The sequence below is a fragment of the Deinococcus roseus genome (genome assembly GCF_014646895.1).
Classification (GTDB): domain Bacteria; phylum Deinococcota; class Deinococci; order Deinococcales; family Deinococcaceae; genus Deinococcus_C; species Deinococcus_C roseus.
Genome location: NZ_BMOD01000002.1, coordinates 111462 through 130723 on the forward strand (window position 1 = coordinate 111462; position 19262 = coordinate 130723).

Consider the following 19262-nt stretch of genomic DNA (forward strand, 5'->3'; position numbering starts at 1 on the left):
CGTTGGGGGGGTGGTGGGCATCTGAGAGGACTGAGGGTGAGATCCCCCCGCTTCTCGCATTCGCTCGGTGCGAGGGGATCTTACAACAGCAATTCCACCGCCTTCTCTGCCGCTTCCAGCGCATCCCGTGCAATGGCAGAGGGGGTGCATTCTGCAGGCAAAGCGTCTTTGAACAACCGGCGCAGGTCTTCTTCTTCCAGAGCAATCTCGATGGGTTTTGCCTCCGGGTGAATCCAGATGCTCTGGATCCCTGCACGGTTGGCCGCAAGGATGTCGTGGCAGAGCTTGTCTCCGATGTGGAGGTCTGCACCAGAAAGCAGTTCAGGCTGGGGCTTGGCATAACCGTGCGTTTCGGGGGCACGGACCTCATCAAAGAACGGCAGGATGCCCAGAGCGTCCAGCACAGGAACCTGGTATCTGGCGTACCCATTGGTGGCCACAATGAGTTTCAGGCCAGCGTCTTTGAGAAGTTGCAAACCTTCTTTTGCTCCAGGAAGCAAGTGGATGTACTCGGGGGTGCAATGGGCCTTCACAATCTGGGAGACATCTGGCATGTGGTTCAGGCCATAATTCTGGGCCACCTCCAGCATGATGGCATCCCAGTTGAAGGCGTCCACGTGTTTTCCCGCCAGCGTCCGTGAAGAGAACCCCTGATTGAGTTGCTTTCTGAACTGCTGCCGGAAGGTTTCAAAATCCAGTTCCTGCCGGGTTTGCTGGTGCACGTGGCGGGCAAGAAAAGGAATCACCCCTTTACCGAAAGGATTTTGCATCAGGACCCCATCCAGGTCAAAGCTGATGGTGGGTCTGCCTGTTCTGGAGGCTGTTTTCTGTGCGGTCATTTGTTCTTGATGAAACCGTCTTTGAGCCAGCTCTGCACCATCGGCTCCAGATCGTGCAGGGGAATGTCATTCCTCAGGCTGTACTCGGCGGGGGTAAGTTCCTGGCCCAGCCCTTTCAGGAAGTCGACACCCTGCTGGCCGTGGTTTTTTCGGAAGTTCTGGTGGGTGGGGGTGATGGGACTGAGGGCATCCCGTCCACGCAAAGTGACGGGGTACTGCTGGTGGGCCCAGCCTGCCAGGGGTTTGGGCAAAATCAGGGTCTGGGGTCTGAGGGGGGCCGGGAAAACTCCGGTTTCTCCGACTTCAACCTGAAGGCGACCCAGCACTTTGCCATCCATCATCAGGATGCAACTGCCCTGCTCTACAAGCACCCCGGAGAAATTGTCGGTGGGGGTGACTTTCCAGACCCGAGAACTGACCCCTGCCAGTGAATGGGTCAGGTTGGGGTCAATCTGGTAGGCGTTCAGAACGGCTCCAGCGGTGAAGAGTTGCAACATTTCACCCAGGGCCAGTTCTCCAACCTGGTTGCCAGAAGAAGCCGCAATGATGCGTCCCTCGAAGACCAGCACGTACACGCTCTGCTCGCCCAGGGTCACATGCAGGTAGCCATACCAGTTGCTGTCGTGCAGGTGCCGCAAGAAGGCATGCAGGTCACAGAAGCTGGCGCTCAGACCGAGGTACCTGGCTTCCCCTTCAGGGAGCAGACGGGCCAGCACAGGGATGGCTTCAGGGAACATGGGGGTGAGCGTGTGGGTCATGCGGTTCTCCGTGGGTTTGGGGCTTCGGGTTCTGGGGGATCTGGGAGGGCCTGCAATGCGCCTGATCATGGCTCCTCCGCTTCAGTGATGGGCACACAGCCGCTCTGGTAGCGCTGGGCATTCTGCTGGTAACGCTGGGCGTTCTGGGTGGGTGGGGCCACTTTGATGACTTTCGCTGGAACTCCAACAGCAAGCATACCATCCTCGATGTGCTGTCCTTCTTTCAGCAGGGCCCCTGCAGCCAGCATGGCCCCTTTGCCCAGGCTGGATCCGTTGAGCATGATGGCCCCCATGCCCACCAGCGAACCTTCATGGAGGGTGGCTCCATGCACAATGGCCCGGTGGCCCACCGTGACGTTCTGATGCAGCACACAGGGAAAACCTGGATCGCTGTGCAGCACAGCCCCATCTTGCACATTGCTGCCTTCACCGATGGTGATGGCCTCCACATCGCCCCTCAGGACCACACCGAACCACACGCTGGCGTGGTCTCCAATGGTCACTTTTCCAATCACATCTGCACTGGGAGCAATCCAGGCCGTGCGGGCGACCTTTGGCTTCTCCCCTGCCAGCTCATAAAATGGCACCCTTTAAGCCTCCTGTAATCCGAGGGCCTGTCTGAGCAGTTGCTGGTCTTCTGGAAAACTCAGCAATTCCAGAGCCTGTGCAGGCAGGTAAAAGCCACCTGCCATGAAAGTGCTTTCCAGTTGAACTTCACTGGACACGGCACGCATCACAAACCAGTGCACCTCTCGGGGAATTCCCTTATGGTTTACATAATGACTTACCCCGAGTTTGCGTTCAACTGCAGATTCGATGCCAGCCTCTTCGAGGACTTCCCGCTGGGCAGTCACCTCCATGGCTTCGTTCTCCTCGATGTGGCCCTTGGGATACGTCCAGGAGCCATCTTTGTATTGCACAATCAACACTTTGCCATCTTCCATAAAGACCAGTCCACCTGCACCCAAAACAGCATTCATGCCCACAGTGTAACGGATTGGAATTGCAAAACAGCGTTTTTCGGGTCCACCAGAAGCAGCCCACAAGGCATTCGGGGAATCCCCTGAAATTGACACGTTGACATTGCCTGAGCATAATGAGGAAGTCCCTAAGGTAGCTGAAAGGGTGTTATGCCCCAGAGCGGGCACAACACCGGGTTATCACTTTAACGGGATGTAGGAGTCAGCAGTATGGCAGAAGGTAAAGTCAAGTGGTTTAACGCGGAAAAAGGATTCGGATTCATTGAGCACCCCGGTAACCCGGATGTTTTCGTACATTACTCCGCAATCAACACCAAGGGATTTCGCAAACTCAACGAAGGTGATGAAGTCAGCTTCGAGATTGAACCTGGCCAGAACGGCAAAGGTCCACAAGCCAAAAACGTGCTTGTGACCAAAGCTGCTCCTGTGCAGGCCGAGCGCACCCCTTCTCGCGGCGGACGCTGGTAACTGCTTCAGGCAATTGCGGGTTTTTCTCGCTTTTGCCAGAGTGCTGCAAGTGAATTGACCTGACTTCGGCCAGAGCAACACCTGCAGAGCAAAGCTTCAGAACGCCAAAGGGCCACCCAGATGGGTGGCCCTTTTTTGGTTTGCTTCAGGGGTGCTTACTGGTTCTGCCACTGCTCCAGGCGGTTTTCCCAGCCCAGGGTCATTTCCCAGCCAGCACGCACCTGGCGCAACAAACCCTGGGACATCAGGGCAGACAGCATGTCTCTGGCCCGTCCCGGATAACCTGCAGAGTGTTGAAAGCACCAGTCGGTCAGGCGGGCCGGGGCTTCCCAGTTGAGGGCTTCTTGCATCCAGGCTTTCAGGCCCTCCCGGCTGAGGGGAGCCAGCGACACCCGCGTTTCCAGCGGAACCTGAAAAGGACTGAGTGCCCCTCTGGAACCTGAAGCCATCACCACGCCCACAGGAACCATCAGGCCATCCAGGGCTTGCTGCAGGGTTCTGCAGGTGGCATGGTCCAGAAAAGCACCATCGTCTATGGTGATCAGGAGGCCCATTTTGCTGTGGCAACCTTGCTGCAGGGCTTGCAATACGGCACGGGAGCCTTCATGGAGGGGAAGGGGAAAATCCCATTTGGCTTGCAGCATCACTTCATGGGGGGTTTGCTGCAATCTGGCAGAAGGGGTCAGGGAAAGCACCGCATAATTCTGGGCACGGGCGGTCTGGGCCAGATAACCCAGCAGGAAACTGCGTCCAGAACCGTCATGGCCCGCCAGTGTGAACAGGCCCTTCTGTTTGATTTCCAGCATGTCCAGAAAAGTCTGGAAGGCTTCCAGGTGGTCTTCCCGTTCAATGGGTCTGGAGAGTTCATCGAAGTGGACCAGAGGCACATCCCTGAGGTCCTCGGTGACAAAGCGGCCCCGTCCCAGTTCGCTGGCCCACTGGTTGCGCTTGCGGGCCACCTGCACCAGATCGCTGACTTTTCCCGAGTCTTCCGGGTATGCGGCCAGCCCCACACTGATGGATTGAAACAGCACAGGATCTCCGGCAAAAGGATGCACGGCCACCCGTTCCAGCAGGCGTTCACACACCTGAATGGCGTTCTTTTTGCTGGTGGCAGGAAGCAGCAAAACAAATTCTTCTGCCCCTGAACGGAACAGCACATCTGAGATGCGCATTTTTTTCTGCACCAGCTGGGTCATTTCCCGCAGGATCTGGTCGGCCCGGCGGTGGCCCCATTGTTCGCGCAGGGCCTTGAAATGGTCCAGGGTGAAAACACAAAGGGTCAGTGGAATTTTTTCCCGTCCTGAACGGGCCGTTTCTTCAATCAATCGGGATTCCAGCAAACCCCGGGAGTAGGCTCCGGTGAGGGGGTCCCGGATCAGGTATGCCGCAGAGTTGAATTGTCCTTGAACGGAAGTTTCCATGCTGTCACTCCATCGCCAATCATGCTGTTCTCAGGTACAAACCGTTGTCTTCAGTTTGCACTCAGCGGTATTGCAGGATTCTTTTCAGCCCACAGGCCTTCCAGGAGCGGTAAAAAGGCCCAGAGGTGCGTCTGGGTGCAGACAAACCTTAAAAATTTTGTTAAAAACCCTTCATGTTTGCTGTCAGAATTCAGTGACAAAACCGGGCCATGCTGCTGGCCTGGAAAAATCCAGCAGTCCCACAGGATCTGCTGGATTGATGGTTTCATGGTTTCAATGTTGCTCAGTGCTGGATCACAGACTGGAGCTGCAGAATCACACCAGAACCCTTCCCCGCAAGTCTTCTGTGGACAGGTGCTCCACTCCGGTCAGGTGTTCCAGGGTGTAGGTGACATCCTCAAACAGACGGTACAGATGGCCGTAACCCTCTGGATCTTCTGGCAAAGGAGCATAGCCGTCCCTGAGCGCCCGGTAGTACCACAGGCTTCCCCACTTTCCAGTTTTGAAGCGCTTCCACACCTCATCGTCCAGCCGGATGTAATCCTGCAAAATGGCACGGGCATTGTGCACCTTGTCCGCAAGGCCCACCAGACGTGCCGAAAAGGATTTGTGGTGCAGGTTTTGCACATAAAAGGTCTTGCGGGCCAGCCAGTGTTCCAGCGGATGGCGGGCATTGCGCTTTTCCAGACTGGTGCCATCGGTGCAGGCCATCACCACATCCAGCACCAGATCGCCAAAGTGTTGCTGGATGTCTGCCTTCAGGTGGTCTCCAATGTCTTCGATGGTGTCATGCAGCAAGGCAGCAATGGCCTCATCTTCTGTCCCGCCATGTTCCAGCACCAGACTGGAAACACTGAGCAGGTGGGCAAGATAAGGGGTACCACTCCCCTTGCGCTCCTGGTGTTGATGGTGGGTGAAAGCAAACGCCAGAGCCTGCTGGTAGCGGGTGGTGAGCTTCATAGGTAAAACAAGGCTAGCACAATTTTTGTTGCATTTTTCTGAGCGTCTCTGTTGCTCAATGTGCCTTTGAAAAGACATTCAGCACCACCACACCCAGCACAATCAGAACAATGCCCAGGAGTTTGGCGAGGTCCATGCCTTCTTTCAGAAAAAGCATTCCAATGATCACGATGCCAGCCGTGCCCAGTCCAGACCAGATGGCATAGGCCGTCCCAATGGGAATGTGTTTCAGGCTGAGGGAGAGAAAATAGAACGCTGTGACGTAACCTGCGACCACCAGTGTGCTGGGCAGCCATCTGGTGAAGCCTTCCGATGCTTTCAGGGCACTGGTGGCCACGACTTCTGCAAAAATGGCCAGCAGCAGAAATCCATAACTATTCATCCTGACCTCCAGCGAGTTTCAGCATTTCTGCCCGCAGTCTCTCTCTGGCCTCTCCAGCAGGGGCACTGAGGCCAAAAATGTCTGCCATCCACAACCCATCTGCAGCAAGCCTGAGCAACATGGCCCGTTCTGCAGAGAGGCCATCCTGATTCAGTTCGGCCTGCCAGATCTGGTAACGCTCCTGGTAGATCTTCAGGTAACTGGCATCTGTGGCAATGGCAGCCATGATTGCAGAAGGGATTTCTGGAACGGCGGGGAAATCAAAAGTGGCCTCAAGATAAGCACGGGTCCTGGCCCCTGGACCTTCCTGAGGGTGCTTCTGCATTTCCTGCTCAAAGTGGTTCAAAGAGGCTTCCAGCATGCCCTCAATGAGTTTCTGCTTGCTGGAAAAGTGATACAGCACACCCCCTTTGCTGAGGCCTGCTTCTTTTGCAACGGCTTCTATGGTCAGGGTCGCTGCCCCTGACTTCTGGATCAGGCGGTAAGCAGCATCAAGAATCTGGGTTCGGGTGTCCACGGGAGGCATGCAATTACTGTACCGTCCAGACGGTACAGTAATTGTTTATTTTTCACTTTTAGACTTTTCAAGAACCAGGCTCTCCGCTGCTGAATCATGCAAAAACTGTCTGCGCGCATTCATCCAGAGCGGTGGAACAAAAACCCAGCTGAAGGTGAACAACACCAGATAAAACCGCAGTTTCCAGCGCAAGCTCGCCTGGGTGAAAGTCAGAGGAAATCCTGTCAGGTGTTTGACCTGGATGCCCAGCAGTTTCTTGCCCAGCGTTTGCCCTGAACGGGAAGATTCCAGCAAAGCAAAATACAACCAGCCAAAGCCAAAAGGACCCACCAGCAGCAATCCCACCAGTGGGTGAAAAGGCTCAGGAAAGTTCCACAGGTCAAGCACCCACTGGCTGACCCACATCAGGCCAGCCACCAGCAGCGCATCAAACAAAAAAGCCAATGAACGTTTCCATAAAGGTGCATATTTCATGTTCCGATTTTAAGAAAAACCACTTGCATCATGTTTTATGCTTTTAAACATGTCTGACTGGGTTTACCGCATCATGCCTGCCCGTGAGTGGCAAGAGATTCAAACTTGCTCTGCATACCAGCCCGATGAGCTTGAAAAAGACGGCTTCATCCACCTCTCTTGCCTGCATCAGGTCGTTGAGGTGGCGAATTTCATTTGTGCAGGCAGAACCGACATGCTGCTCTTGCAACTGGACGTTGCACATCTGCAAGACCTCAGGTCAGAGGACCTCTATGGATACCAGCAGGATTTTCCACATTTGTATGGACCCCTGCCGCTGCAAGCGGTACAACAGGTGCATCCCCTGATCTGGAAAGAGAACACTTTTGTGCTGCCAGAAACTTCACCAGTGCCCTGAAATTTTGTTTTTGATCAGGGCCAGCGGTTCCCGCAAGAAATACCGGGACAAAAAAGTCCAGCGTGTCCAGCATGGGCTGTCCTGCACAGGAGAGACAGCGTAATTCAGACCCAGTTCCTCTGCAATCAAAGCAGCCCTGGGCATGTGGTAATTCTCGGTGACGATCAGCAGGGTTTTCAGCCCCTTTTGTTGCATGATTTTTCGGGTGAACAGCAGGTTTTCGTAAGTGGAGTGGGCTTCACGTTCACGCAACACTGCAGAGGCCGGAACATCTGCCTGACGGGCCAGTTTAAACATGGCCTCTGCTTCATTGGCTCCATCTTCCAGGTCATTTCCCCCACTCATGATGAGGAGGGGTGCATACTGGTTCTCCCACAACTTCACACCATGATTGACCCTGGCTTTCAGGCACGGATTGATGCCCGTTTTATGGTTCACTCTGGCCCCCAGCACCACAATGGCATCGGTCTGGCGGCGGGTGTCTGTGTTCACCTGGGTGCCCAAGTAAAATGCCACCCCAAGATACCCGAGCACCAGAAACACAACCAGAAGCATTCCTCCACGCAAAAAAAGTTTCAAATTTGATCCTTTCCAGAGCGCCACAACAACAAAACCAGTCAACAAAACCAGTCAACAAAACCAGTCAACAAAAACCGCCCCGAAGGGCGGCAGCTGTGATGATGGTTTTACTTCAGACGGTCCAGGGCTTCCTGAGCATCTTTGTAACCCTTGTTCAGTTCCAGGGCTTTCTGGTACTGGGTGCGGGCATTGGCCTTGTCTCCGATGGCTTCCAGGGACTTGGCAAAGTAGAAGCGGAATTCTGCATTGGTGCCGTTCAGGGTCACGGCCTTGGTGAAGTTGGCGTGGGCTTCTTTGCTGTTGCCCCCATCCAGTGCAATCCGTCCCAGGTAGAAGTAGAACTCGGGGTAACGGGCAGGGTCTTTCTGCACGGCCTGGGTCAGGTTGGTTTTGGCATTGCTCAGGTCTTTGGCCAGGTAATTGACGATTCCAGCGTAGCCCAGCACGGTGGCGGTCTGGGGCTTGAAGCGCAAAGCCTGGGCAATTTCCAGGTTGGCAGCCTTGATGTCTCCCTTTTCGGCCAGCAGTCGGGCATACAGCGCACGGTTGATGGGATCGGTGGGGTCGGCAATCACAGCCTGCTGCAAGGTGTCCAGTGCACCATTCATGTTGCCAGCCTCGTACTGCAGGCGGGCATAATTGGCCAGAATGATGGCATCGTCCTTGGCCAGTTCAGAAGCCTTGCGGGCGCTTTCCAGGGCTTTGGAGTCATCGCCTTTCAGGTTGTAGACCAGGGCACGTTCATTGAACACAGAAGCACTGGTGGGGCTGACCCTTTCGGCTTCTTCCAGGATGTTGAGGGCTTCATCCAGGTTGTTTTTGACGGTGCTGAGGTCCTTGGCACTGATGTACTGGTAGCGGTAGGTCTGGGCCAGTCCAATGTAAGCACTGACATTGCGGGAATCCAGTGCCCTCAGTTGCTTGAAGGTGTCCTGAGCGGCAGAGTAAAGTTTGAGTTGAACCTGGGTGCGTCCCAGATACAACAGAACATCCTTGTTCTTTTTGTCCAGCTCAAGGGCTGTACGGAAAGCGGCGTAAGCAGCATCATAGCGTCCAGAGTTGTAGTAGTACTTGCCCAGCGCCAGGTAATTCTGTGCTGTGGGAGTGGTACCTGTGGTTTTTTTGGCAGGAGTGCTTGTAGGGTTGTTCTGCGCAAACGCGACACCAGAAGTGATCGGTGCCAGCAGGCACAAACCAAGAGTTATTAAACGCTTCACTGAATTAAACCTCCAGGAGATCTGCCACGCTGACAGAACAAAGACACGGGTCCGCATCTCAAACAAAGGCATCATACGCGGTTTTTTTCGTACCAAAGTGAATCAAAGGTGAGAAGCTGGCTTCATTTGGCCTTCACTGCACTGCCATGAAAATGGGGCTTCAGACAACACTTCCATCAAAGCTGTGAAAACTTTGAAGGCACCTTTTGCAAACATAAACCCACTTTGCAGCTTGTGCATCTGAAGCCATCAGATCCCTTCCACCGTCCAGCAATTCAGTAGAATCAAGCCATGAAGATGCTCAAAGTCCTGATCATCTGCCTGCTGGGTGTGGCCCTGGCCCAGACCACCCTGCGCAGCGAGGACATCAACACCACAGTCACCGTGAAGAAACTGGAGCAGGGCAAGCTGCAGGATGTCACCCTGGTGAAAAAAGGACAGGTGCTGGTTTACCTGGTGCAGGTGACCATCCATCAGGACTTCCCCGCTGGACGGCTGGGCCTGAAACTGGTGGCCCCGCAGGGGGCCATGTTGCTGCCTGAACGCACCCAGGTCAAAGGCTACAAATTTCGCATTGAGTACAGCCAGGACGGTAAAACCTTCCAGAAAACCCTGAAAACCTGGAAGTACCTGAGGGTGGTGGTGCTCAATGGGGTGCCTGCAGGCAAAACCCTGGAAGTGCGCCTCTACTCCAGGGTCAAATGAGCAAGTCAAATAAGCAAATGCTTTTGGGGTGCGTGCTTCTCCCGCGTATACTCCCTGCATGCAGACCTTGAGTATAGGAATGATCGGGTGTGGCACCGTGGGTACAGGCGTGCTGGACATCCTACACCGGCAAAAACCGCAGTTTGAGGCCCTGGGTTTCCAGGTTGAATTGACAGGGGTGCTGGTCCGGGATGCCAGCAAACCCAGAGAAACCTGCTTTCCCAACGCGCCTCTGGTCACCAGCAAAGACTTTTTAAAAGATGTCGATGTGGTGATTGAAGTGATGGGTGGCGTGCAGCGGCCCCTCGATCTGGTGCTCCCTGCATTGCAGGCAGGCAAAGTGGTGATCACCGCCAACAAAGCCATGCTGGCCGAGCGCTGGAACGAATTGAAGCCTTATGCCAGCACCGGACAGCTGTATTACGAAGCTGCGGTGATGGCAGGAACCCCGGTGATTGATCCCCTGTCCGGGATCCTGCGCTCCAGCCAGCCCATTGCCCTGCAAGCCATTCTGAACGGGACCTGCAATTACATCCTGACCCAGATGGAAAAAGGCAAAGGGTACCAGGAAGCCCTCAAGGAAGCCCAGGACCTGGGTTACGCCGAGGCCGACCCCACCCTGGATGTGGGAGGCTTTGATGCTGCCCACAAACTGACTGTGCTGGCCCGTCTGGCCTTTGATCCTGATTATCCCTATGCAGATGTGTCCATCCGGGGCATCGACACCATCCCCCAGGAGGCCGTCAAGAATGCCCTGGACAACAACCAGCGCATCCGTCTGATTGGCAGCATTTACGCCGAGGACGGCAAATGGAAAGCCAAAGTGGCTCCCCGGGTGCTCCCCATGGACCACCCCATTGCCCGTGCTGCTTCTGGACGCAATGCCATGGTCTTTCTGGGAGATGAGTGCGGAGAGATCTTCGTGGCCGGAGGGGGTGCAGGAGGTGCAGTCACCGCCAGTGGTGTGGTGGGCGATTTGATCAACCACCTGCAGGGCATTCTGGGACCCAAACCCATTGCCCTCGCCGCACAGGTGCCTGCTGCTGGCTTTGAGGATTTGCCTGAAGTTTAAGTTGTCCTTTTGGCTGTACAAAAAGACCTCTCTGGCATTGCTGCAGGGAGGTCTACTGCGTTGATCCGTGAAATGGAAGGATTCGGTTGAATCCTTCCATTTCAAACAACACCCTTCAGAGATCAAACCTCTTATTTTTCTGTCAAAGGCTCTAAAGCTTGATGGTCATTTGCCCGAAAGGGTACCAGGTCTCATGAAAGCTTCAACTGTGGCTGGCACATCGTTCTTGCTCCACTGGTAATGCAAATTTCCCGTTCCGGGCTGCACATCCAGCCGGATGGTTCCGCCATCCAGACAGGTGCCGTGGGACACTTTTTCTGTGAAACGGGCTTTGTTGCCTTCCATTCCGGCAAACACCAGCCTGGAAGAACAGCCCTGTTCGGGGTACACCACCGAAGCCAGGATGCCCTGGGCTGTCTCGGTGAGCACCATTTGCAAGGCGTATGAGGCCGCCGGGCTGCGCTGGACGGCCACTGCACTGTAAATGCCGCCTTTCAGCAAGCTGGCACCCTGCACTTTGACTGCAGAGAGCACCACATCTTCCTGTCCCACCCCGAAGTTGATGGAAACCGCACCTGCTGTTCTGCGCAACACCAGCAGTTGATCTGCAGCACAATTGCCGCCGCCGTAAAGCAGGTCCTGACGTGCAATGATCTGGTCGGGCTGCTGGGTCAGCACCTTGAGGTTTGCTGCACACTGCAAATCTGAACGCACCAGGGTTCCGATGACGTTGTCTTCTCCGCGGGTCAGGTTCAGCTGCACATTGGGGGTGTTCCATTGCCCCTCAAACCATGCAGGATTGACGGTTGCAGGTGCAGTTGGAGCTGGATCGGATTGTGTCACTTTGGGTGCACATGCTGTGATCCCCAGCATCAGTAAACCTAGAAATTTGAGCCTCATCATGCTGGTTTACAGCTTAACGGTTTTCTGAGCAAGAAAACCACATCAGCCAACCATCATCTTGCTGGTTTTTCAGCATCACACAGGGTTTTTGATCTGGGTGCACGGCAGAACACCCTGGCTTGAACCTCATCTGGTGGAACAGGGTATACTACCGATGTGTTAGGTAGCCACACCCTGTCTCTGATCCAGCCCGCCCTTCAGGCCTTTGAGGAACGCATTCGTGAGGTGCTGGCGTCCAAAGTGGAATTCATTCGTCTGATCAATGGAGATTTGGTGGGGGCCGGAGGGAAGCGTTTTCGCCCGGCCCTGGTGATGCTGGCCGCCCGTGCCCTGGGCATCCAGGACCTGCGTGAACTGGATCTGGCCGTTGCCGTGGAGTTGTTGCATTCGGCCACGTTGCTGCACGACGATTTGATCGACGATGCCAGCACCCGGCGCGGCATGGAAGCTGCCTTCAGAAAATATGGCAATGCCGTTTCGGTGCTGTCGGGAGATTTCATGCTCTCCAGGGTTCTGAAGATCCTCTCTGCGCATCCTTCCAGCCTGACCGCTGAATTTGCCGAAACCAGCATGCGCATCTGTGAAGGTGAAGTGCTGCAGTTCCAGGTGGCCTCTTACCGGGATTACAGCCTGGACAATTATCTGGAGATCATCACGGCCAAAACGGCAGTCCTGATGGCCACTGCGGTGCGTGCACCTGCCCTGATGATTGATGCCCCAGAACCCATTCTGGATGCCATGACCACTTACGGTCTGGAATATGGCCGGGCGTTCCAGATTCAAGATGACCTGCTGGACCTGACTTCGGATTCCGGAAAACTGGGAAAACCCATCGGGGGCGATTTGCGCGAAGGCAAAGCCACTTTGCCTGTGCTGTACTTGCTGGAATCTGAGCACGCAGATGAGGTCCGGGAGATTCTGGCCCGGCGTGCTGCAGAACCCGGAGATGTGGAACGGGTGCGCACCCTGGCCCAGCAGACCGGAGCCATTCAGAAGTCCCGCAGGGAGATCACAGACCGGGTGCACCGTGCTGTAGCGGCCCTGCAAATTCTTCCCAGCAGTCCTGCCCGTCAGGCCCTGGAAAGCCTTGCGCTCGCAGAGGCAGAGCGGGCACTCTAAAAATTCTGTGCTGTTTTTTGGCTGTGCTGACCTCAGACACAGCCTTTTTTGCTCAACCAGTGTTGCTACGCCAGAAACAGGCATCTACCGTTATTTTCTTTGCTGTTTTTGCAAAACAGGCGTATTTTTATACCCGAATAATCAGATTTATGCTTTGTTCTCTGGCAAAACCATGTTCTGACCCGAGAAAATTTGGTGTACTTTTGACAAGAATGTTGAAGCTCAACTTCCTGCAAAATTCTTAAAAATGAAAATATTTCACCACGGTTAAACACGTCCCTGACATCAAAATCACACAGGGCATTTTTTCCCTCTCAATCTGGATTTCTGGGACAAAGCTCCCGGCCCCCTTGACAGATGGTGTAGACAGGTATAATCCAACCGACAAAGCACTTTTTACAGCATGGCTGCAGGTTTAAAAAACCTGTATCAGACTGTCAAAAGAACGTCTAAAAGGTCACCGGAGGTCTGCATGACCAACCCCCTGAGTTGGCAGAACATCACACAACAAGTTGACCGCGCATTGCCCCATTCCGAAGCCAGCAGTGCTTCCATGGCGTTCATGCGCTATCCCAAGCGCTCGGTGAGCCTCTCCATGCCTGTGGTGATGGACGATGGCACCGTGCGGGTCTTCAAAGGGTATCGGTGCGTGCACTCGATTGCCCTGGGACCAGCCAAAGGCGGGGTGCGTTACAAGCCCGGACTCACCCAGGAAGAAGTCGAAACCCTCTCAGCCCTGATGACCGTCAAATGCGCCGTGATGGGCCTTCCCCTGGGAGGCTCCAAGGGCGGCATCGATGTGGACCCCAAGGAGCTCTCCTCCAAGGAGCTGGAACGCCTGACCCGGCGCTACACCAGCGAACTGGTGGACCTGATTGGACCCATGCAGGACATCCCGGCACCCGACCTGGGCACCAACGAGCAGATCATGGCCTGGATCATGGACACCTACAGCGAAAACCGCGGCAGCACCGTTCCCGGAGTGGTCACCGGAAAACCCGTCTCACTGGGTGGATCTGTGGGCCGCAAAGAAGGGGCTGGACGCGGAGCCGCATATGCTGCCGCACGGGTTCTGCCTGCCTACGGTTACGACCTGCACCGCTCCACTGTGGCGATCCAGGGATTTGGAATGGTTGGACGTTATGCTGCACTGGCCTTCAGTGAACTGGGTGCAAAAGTCATTGCAGTCAGCGACACCTCTGGCGGGCTTTACCACCCAGGTGGCCTGAACATCCCGGCCCTGATCCGTCACAAAGAAGAAACCGGCAGCATCAAAGGCTTCACAGAAGGGCGTTTCCTGCCCCACGATGACCTGTTCAAACTGGAAGTCACCATCCTGCTGCCCGCCGTGGACGCAGGGGCCATCCACTCTGGGAATGTGCACCATGTGAGCGCCAAATTCGTTCTGGAAGGGGCCAACTTCGCTGTGACCCCCAATGCCGATGAGGTGCTGCGCAAAAAGGGCACCATCCTGATTCCCGACATTGTGTCCAACGGTGGCGGCGTGACGGTCAGTTACTTCGAATGGGTTCAGGACTCCAACCAGTTTTTCTGGACCGAAGGTGAAATCCGCGACGCCCTGGAAAAACACATGCGCGAAGCCATCGGACAGATCCTGCAAATTGCCTACAAACAGGGCATTGACCTGAGAACCGCCGCCTACGTGATCGCCCTGAACCGCCTGCACAACGCCACGTCCCTCAGAGGAGTGTACCCATGAATTCCGAGCTTCCCAGTTACCTGGACAGAAACAACCTTGGCCCTTTCGAGATCTACCTTGAACAGGTCGAACGCGTCACGCCCTACCTGGGGAAACTTGCCTACTGGGTGGAATCCCTCAAGCGACCCAAACGCATTCTGGTGGTGGATGTGCCCATTCACCTGGATGACGGCTCTGTGGCCCACTTTGAAGGTTACCGGGTGCAGCACAACACCTCCAGAGGTCCGGCCAAAGGCGGCATCCGTTACCACCAGGACGTGACCTTAAGCGAAGTGATGGCCCTCTCCGCCTGGATGACCATCAAAAATGCCGTGGTGGGCCTTCCTTACGGTGGAGGCAAAGGGGGCATCCGGGTGGACCCCAGAAAACTCTCCATGGGAGAACTTGAACGCATGACCCGCCGCTACACCACCGAAATCGGCATCATCATCGGACCGGACAAGGACATCCCTGCCCCCGATGTCAACACCAACCCACAGGTGATGGCCTGGATGATGGACACCTACTCCATGAACGAGGGCAAAACCGCCACCGGGGTGGTCACCGGCAAACCCATCGCACTGGGTGGGTCGCTGGGCCGCAACGACGCCACCGGACGCGGCGTGTTCGTGGCAGGCGCACGGGCCATGCAGAAACTGGGGCTCCCTTTAGAAGGTGCCCGCGTGACCGTGCAGGGCTTCGGGAATGTGGGGAACGCTGCTGCCCGCATCTTCCATGACCACGGGGCAAAAGTGGTGGCCATTCAGGACATCACCGGAACCATCTACAGCGAGGCAGGCATCAACCCCTATGACGCACTGGCCTTCCTGAAAGAACACAGCACCCTGAAAGGCATGCCCGGCACCGAAACCATCGAACCCGGCAACTTCTGGGACGTGGAATGCGAAATCTTGATTCCTGCAGCCCTGGAGAAACAGATCACCGAGGAAAATGCAGGCCGCATCAAAACCCGGGTCATCGTGGAGGGCGCCAACGGTCCCACCATCCCCGCAGCAGACGACATCCTCACCGAAAATGGCGTGCTGGTGGTGCCAGACGTGCTGGCCAACGCCGGGGGCGTGACCGTCAGTTACTTCGAGTGGGTGCAGGATTTCTCCAGTTACTTCTGGACCGAAGACGAAATCAACGCAAGGCTGGACCGCATCATGCGCGAAGCTTTTGACAGCCTCTGGGACGTGAAAGAACGCCACAATGTCACCCTGAGAACCGCCGCTTACATCGTGGCCTGTGCGCGGGTGCTGGAAGCGCGGGCGTTGCGGGGACTGTACCCCTGAGATTTTTGCGGGAAGATCCTCCTGGCCCCCCGCTGACGCTTGAAGGTTCTCCCTTCTTGCCTCTGACTGCGTGCTCCCCAGAAGGATCTTCCCTGACTTCAAGGCCCATCAAGGCCAACCCGCAAGGATTCTTCTCTTTGTTCAGGTGTGGACCCAACAACACCACACGATTCGTGGTTTTTGACCCTTTGCACTGCACCAAACCCAAAACAAAAAATCCCGTCATAGACGGGATTTGTGTTTGGTGGCGTTGCGCGGACTTGAACCGCGGACCTAACGATTATGAGTCCGTTCTGAGAAGCTCCAACCAGCTTTCGCTTTAAATCTCGTCCAGAACAGCATATCAAAAATGAGAAAGGGATGCAACTCCATCTCCACTGCACGACTTGGCCAGAACTGCGCACCCAGGACGATAAAAATCGTTTGATGGCTAAAGTACACCAACCTCACACCCAGACCGAAGCATCAGGAGAAGGCAGCTATTCAAGTGACCGGACCATGCTCCTCTGGCATGCACCCAACAGTGCAAAGCGCCGCAATCCTGGGCATTGCCGAATGGGGTCCCATCAGAGGAAGAAGGGTAAGCAGAGCACCGAGCACAGGCCCAGTCAAATGAACAGAATTCCGTCTGAGACTTCACCTGCGCAGGGTATTGTCATTATGATAACACCCCTCTGGTGCATCTGCCGTATTCTGGAAGGTCATGACCGAAACTGACCTGCGTGAACTCCTCCGAGGTGGCGAGACGTTCACCGTTGAATTCAAAAGCGACTCCCCAGACCAAAAAAGGGGCCTGTCCGACGATGACCTGATTGAGGCACTGGTGTATCGTCCAAAGGGAACAACACCATGAAATTCATCAGGCAGACGTGATAAATGTGCACCAGAGATGAGTGAGCATCCTGTATCTTGTCTGCTGGGTGGAGGTTACTGACAATTGTTCGTAAGTTTGTCAGTAAATTTGTTCGTAGTGGACTGAATGCCGCCCAGGACCCTTGTTTTGCATCCACGAAACAGACCGTTAAATTGTCAGTAACGCCGAACTGAGCAAAGACCGAACCTCAAACTTGTCCATTTGACAAGTTTGTCGAACGGACATACACTGAGGTGTGGACATCATCGGAATCAACCTGATTGACGACTTCATTGCCCGATACTCCGACGCAGAAAAGCCTCTTAAACGCTGGATAACCGTCACACAGGCCGCCGACTGGAAAACCACCCACGATGTCCGCAGCACCTTCAACACCGCCAGTTTTGTGCCACCCCATACGGTGTTCAACATCAAAGGCAACGATTATCGGCTCATCTCTGAAATCGACTACGAAGAAGCCCTGGTTGTGGTCACCCATGTGCTCACCCACGAAGAATACGACAGAGACAAATGGAAGTAAGGAGGTCAGCATGCCCACCCTTCTCGACGCAGCCCGCATCCTGCAAGAAGCCAGCCACCACACCCTGAAACCCCTGCAAAACAAAGAAGAACTGCTGCAAGCGCAAAGTCTGCTGTCTGACCTGCTGAAAGCCAAGAGACAGGAACCCTCATCCAGCGAGTCCCTGCGCCCTCTGATTGATGTCCTGAAACTCTACATCCAGCAGTACGAACGGCAAGCCTACAGTCACCTGATGGAAAAAGCCTCCCCTGCCGAAATGCTGGCCTACCTGCTTGAAGAAGGCGGCCACACCAAACGCGACATTGCCAGAGCAACCGGCATTGACGAAGGCAACCTCAGCAAACTGGCCAGTGGCAAACGGACTTTCAGCCTTGAAAACGTTAAGCGCCTCAGTGCCTGCTTCAAAGTTCGACCAGAGCTTTTCATGGCCTGAATGTACCTGTTTCACCCATCCAGAGAAATGAAAGAGGACCCCAAAAGGTCCTCTTTCCTTGATTGCAATGGTGGCTGCTGACCCTGCACTTCCTGCAAGAACGAGCCTTTCATACACTTCGATAGCTACAGCCAGAGTGTACGCAAGGCCGGACATACCCTCTGCCGCGTGGTTTTCAAGGATGCGTACAATTCAGGGTGATGTCATTTGTACGCATTTGAAATTTTGCCGTCCTAGACACCAGTAATCTGACAACAGGATTCATAAGGTTGACTCCAAAGTTTCTAACCGGGAGAACAACGACACACAAAGAGGGTTTTCCCCTAGAGGTCACCCTGCTTATATTCGAGCTTTCAGTATGATAATGTGCCTCTTATGAGAAAACTGCTGATGTTCATGCTGTTTGCTTTTGGATGTACCCATGCACAAGTTGTCTGGAAAGATGCAAAGGTTTCTTCAGGGGCATGGTACAGCGAAGAAATATCGGGGTCCAACCACTACATCAGGTATATGGTTCCCAAAGCAGGAAATGTAGGCTCTTCCGTACTGGAGAGTCATTATGTCAGTTACGACACCAAATATTCTGGCATCTTCTACTCATGTGAATCCTATACCCTGCTAGGAAAACAGGGTGGCTCATTTGTTATCGAGAAGAAAAAGCAGTATCAAAGTGTTAATTCTGATTCCTTTTCATGGGATGTCTTCTCAAAAGTTCTGGAAGGGAAAGTTGGTTCGGAGCAAAATCAAAAAGATGTCAGTTTCGCTTGCCTCTTGCTGGGTCTCGAAAAGCCCTCAATCGAGCTTCAGACCCTCTACATTCCAGCTGACAAACCCATATTTTCTGTAGGAGGCCTCGGAAAACTGTTTGTCACCCTGAACGAATCCAGAGGCTTGGAAGTCACCTCTAACATCGGTCAGTGACCCACAAAGAGGCTGGATAAACCAGCCTCTTTATCGTTACCTCGCTCGCCAGGGGTTGTTTTGGCATGGCTGGACCAGGTCACCCATCCTCTTCCTCAATGAGCACCACATCCCCATCAGGCCCGATTTCCCCGTTCTCCATGGCTGCAATGAATGCAGCCTCCAGAGGGGAAACATTGCCAATTCGGGCCAGCACATCCTCAGCCGTGACCTTCTGAACGCCAGAGGGAGTTGCAGGTGCAGCAGGCTCAGCCTTCACCCAGCGGCCCAGACGCTTCAGCAGGTTGAGGTTCACACCCTTCTTCATTCCGTGAACCCAGCAGGCACCAGAGACTGCATCAGCTGCCGGTAAGTCCCAAAATCCATCACAGGTGCTGCCTGCTCAGAACGGTCAGGGTAACGGCCCGTGCGGCTGAAGTTCTCCCAGTCAGAGATGGGGAGGCCCAGATACGCTTCCATCTCCTGCACCATCTCTTCGAGCGAGCTGTAATCCTTGCTGAACATGACGTTCTTTTCATCCAGCCCATATGGCCTGAAGAAGATGCGAGCTGTGTTCCCTTTGTACAGGCTCACTTCGCGCACGTCACTGGGCACTTCTGGCATCACAGAAACATCAATGGTGACTTTGTTGGATGCTCCAACAAGCAAATGGCTTTTGATTTCATCCAGAGTCATAAAGCACCATCCAAGTTCGAGATTTCTTGCACTGGGCGAGGCACGCCTCGT

At 54.7% G+C, this 19262-nt stretch carries 25 protein-coding genes; 11 read left to right on the forward strand and 14 right to left on the reverse strand.

From position 1 onward, the window contains the following. Positions 1–80: 80 nt before the first annotated feature. Genes IEY52_RS03455 through IEY52_RS03470 form a run of 4 tightly spaced genes read right to left on the reverse strand, consistent with a single transcriptional unit; the run spans position 81 to position 2577 of the window. Positions 81–839, reverse strand: a complete 759-nt coding sequence (locus IEY52_RS03455; protein ID WP_188999909.1) for an HAD family hydrolase — start codon at positions 837–839, stop codon at positions 81–83. Next, complete coding sequence (locus IEY52_RS03460) at positions 836–1666, reverse strand: hypothetical protein (protein ID WP_229684625.1); 831 nt, start codon at positions 1664–1666, stop codon at positions 836–838. The genes IEY52_RS03455 and IEY52_RS03460 overlap by 4 nt, the downstream gene beginning before the upstream one ends. After that, positions 1663–2184: a gamma carbonic anhydrase family protein gene (locus tag IEY52_RS03465; RefSeq protein ID WP_188999912.1), complete on the reverse strand. Its 522-nt coding sequence runs from the start codon at positions 2182–2184 to the stop codon at positions 1663–1665. Before IEY52_RS03465 ends, IEY52_RS03460 begins: the two co-directional genes overlap by 4 nt. 3 nt (positions 2185–2187) lie before the next feature. After that, positions 2188–2577, reverse strand: coding sequence for an NUDIX hydrolase (locus IEY52_RS03470; protein WP_188999915.1), 390 nt, complete (start codon positions 2575–2577; stop codon positions 2188–2190). A 210-nt stretch (positions 2578–2787) separates the two neighbouring features. Here IEY52_RS03470 and IEY52_RS03475 point away from each other — a divergent pair, with 210 nt between their 5' ends. Beyond that, the gene (locus tag IEY52_RS03475; RefSeq protein ID WP_188999918.1) at positions 2788–3045 is read left to right on the forward strand and encodes a cold-shock protein; all 258 of its coding nucleotides are present in this window, start codon (positions 2788–2790) and stop codon (positions 3043–3045) included. A gap of 155 nt (positions 3046–3200) precedes the next feature. Here the strand turns inward: IEY52_RS03475 and IEY52_RS03480 are convergent, their stop codons facing one another. The 5 genes from IEY52_RS03480 to IEY52_RS03500 all read right to left on the reverse strand — a co-directional run bounded on the left by IEY52_RS03480 (position 3201) and on the right by IEY52_RS03500 (position 6802). Then, entirely contained in the window at positions 3201–4469 is a 1269-nt protein-coding gene (locus tag IEY52_RS03480) for a diguanylate cyclase (RefSeq protein WP_188999920.1), read from the reverse strand. Positions 4470–4784: 315 nt separating this feature from the next. Continuing rightward, entirely contained in the window at positions 4785–5429 is a 645-nt protein-coding gene (locus IEY52_RS03485) for an HD domain-containing protein (protein WP_188999924.1), read from the reverse strand. A gap of 55 nt (positions 5430–5484) precedes the next feature. Then, a complete protein-coding gene (locus tag IEY52_RS03490; protein WP_188999927.1) occupies positions 5485–5811 on the reverse strand; it encodes a DMT family transporter in 327 nt (108 codons plus the stop codon). Continuing rightward, entirely contained in the window at positions 5804–6337 is a 534-nt protein-coding gene (locus IEY52_RS03495) for a TetR/AcrR family transcriptional regulator (RefSeq protein WP_188999930.1), read from the reverse strand. Before IEY52_RS03495 ends, IEY52_RS03490 begins: the two co-directional genes overlap by 8 nt. Before the next feature lie 36 nt (positions 6338–6373). Beyond that, entirely contained in the window at positions 6374–6802 is a 429-nt protein-coding gene (locus tag IEY52_RS03500; RefSeq protein WP_188999933.1) for an RDD family protein, read from the reverse strand. A 49-nt stretch (positions 6803–6851) separates the two neighbouring features. Between IEY52_RS03500 and IEY52_RS03505 the strand changes: the two genes are divergently transcribed. Beyond that, entirely contained in the window at positions 6852–7199 is a 348-nt protein-coding gene (locus IEY52_RS03505) for a DUF952 domain-containing protein (protein WP_188999936.1), read from the forward strand. Here IEY52_RS03505 and IEY52_RS03510 read toward each other — a convergent pair. Both IEY52_RS03510 and IEY52_RS03515 read right to left on the reverse strand, forming a co-directional pair. Next, positions 7185–7754, reverse strand: coding sequence for a YdcF family protein (locus IEY52_RS03510; protein WP_188999939.1), 570 nt, complete (start codon positions 7752–7754; stop codon positions 7185–7187). The two genes, IEY52_RS03505 and IEY52_RS03510, sit on opposite strands and share 15 nt — an antisense overlap. Positions 7755–7885: 131 nt before the next feature. Further along, positions 7886–8995, reverse strand: coding sequence for a tetratricopeptide repeat protein (locus IEY52_RS03515; protein WP_188999943.1), 1110 nt, complete (start codon positions 8993–8995; stop codon positions 7886–7888). Between the two features lie 291 nt (positions 8996–9286). On the opposite strand from IEY52_RS03515, the gene IEY52_RS03520 reads away from it, so the two are divergent. Further along, positions 9287–9700 carry a hypothetical protein gene (locus IEY52_RS03520; RefSeq protein WP_188999946.1) on the forward strand — a complete coding sequence of 138 codons (414 nt, stop codon included), beginning with the start codon at positions 9287–9289 and terminating at the stop codon, positions 9698–9700. A 58-nt stretch (positions 9701–9758) separates the two neighbouring features. Continuing rightward, positions 9759–10772, forward strand: a complete 1014-nt coding sequence (locus tag IEY52_RS03525) for a homoserine dehydrogenase (protein ID WP_188999949.1) — start codon at positions 9759–9761, stop codon at positions 10770–10772. A 165-nt stretch (positions 10773–10937) separates the two neighbouring features. Here IEY52_RS03525 and IEY52_RS03530 read toward each other — a convergent pair whose 3' ends face one another. Then, positions 10938–11675 carry a hypothetical protein gene (locus IEY52_RS03530; RefSeq protein ID WP_188999952.1) on the reverse strand — a complete coding sequence of 246 codons (738 nt, stop codon included), beginning with the start codon at positions 11673–11675 and terminating at the stop codon, positions 10938–10940. 156 nt (positions 11676–11831) lie between these two features. Between IEY52_RS03530 and IEY52_RS03535 the strand changes: the two genes are divergently transcribed. From IEY52_RS03535 to IEY52_RS03565, 7 genes are all read left to right on the forward strand, one after another. After that, a complete protein-coding gene (locus IEY52_RS03535) occupies positions 11832–12794 on the forward strand; it encodes a polyprenyl synthetase family protein (protein ID WP_229684626.1) in 963 nt (320 codons plus the stop codon). 472 nt (positions 12795–13266) lie between these two features. Further along, complete coding sequence (locus tag IEY52_RS03540; RefSeq protein WP_188999955.1) at positions 13267–14514, forward strand: Glu/Leu/Phe/Val family dehydrogenase; 1248 nt, start codon at positions 13267–13269, stop codon at positions 14512–14514. After that, the gene (locus IEY52_RS03545) at positions 14511–15788 is read left to right on the forward strand and encodes a Glu/Leu/Phe/Val family dehydrogenase (RefSeq protein ID WP_188999957.1); all 1278 of its coding nucleotides are present in this window, start codon (positions 14511–14513) and stop codon (positions 15786–15788) included. The genes IEY52_RS03540 and IEY52_RS03545 overlap by 4 nt, the downstream gene beginning before the upstream one ends. 703 nt (positions 15789–16491) lie before the next feature. Beyond that, positions 16492–16641: a hypothetical protein gene (locus IEY52_RS03550; protein ID WP_188999960.1), complete on the forward strand. Its 150-nt coding sequence runs from the start codon at positions 16492–16494 to the stop codon at positions 16639–16641. Between the two features lie 256 nt (positions 16642–16897). Then, positions 16898–17182: a type II toxin-antitoxin system HigB family toxin gene (locus IEY52_RS03555; protein WP_188999963.1), complete on the forward strand. Its 285-nt coding sequence runs from the start codon at positions 16898–16900 to the stop codon at positions 17180–17182. A 10-nt stretch (positions 17183–17192) separates the two neighbouring features. After that, positions 17193–17615, forward strand: a complete 423-nt coding sequence (locus tag IEY52_RS03560) for a helix-turn-helix domain-containing protein (RefSeq protein ID WP_188999966.1) — start codon at positions 17193–17195, stop codon at positions 17613–17615. 375 nt (positions 17616–17990) lie between these two features. Next, entirely contained in the window at positions 17991–18536 is a 546-nt protein-coding gene (locus IEY52_RS03565) for a hypothetical protein (protein ID WP_188999969.1), read from the forward strand. Between the two features lie 79 nt (positions 18537–18615). On the opposite strand, the gene IEY52_RS03570 is transcribed toward IEY52_RS03565, so the two are convergent. Beyond that, entirely contained in the window at positions 18616–18831 is a 216-nt protein-coding gene (locus tag IEY52_RS03570) for a hypothetical protein (RefSeq protein WP_188999971.1), read from the reverse strand. A gap of 8 nt (positions 18832–18839) precedes the next feature. After that, a complete protein-coding gene (locus tag IEY52_RS03575; RefSeq protein WP_188999974.1) occupies positions 18840–19211 on the reverse strand; it encodes a hypothetical protein in 372 nt (123 codons plus the stop codon). Positions 19212–19262: the final 51 nt, after the last annotated feature.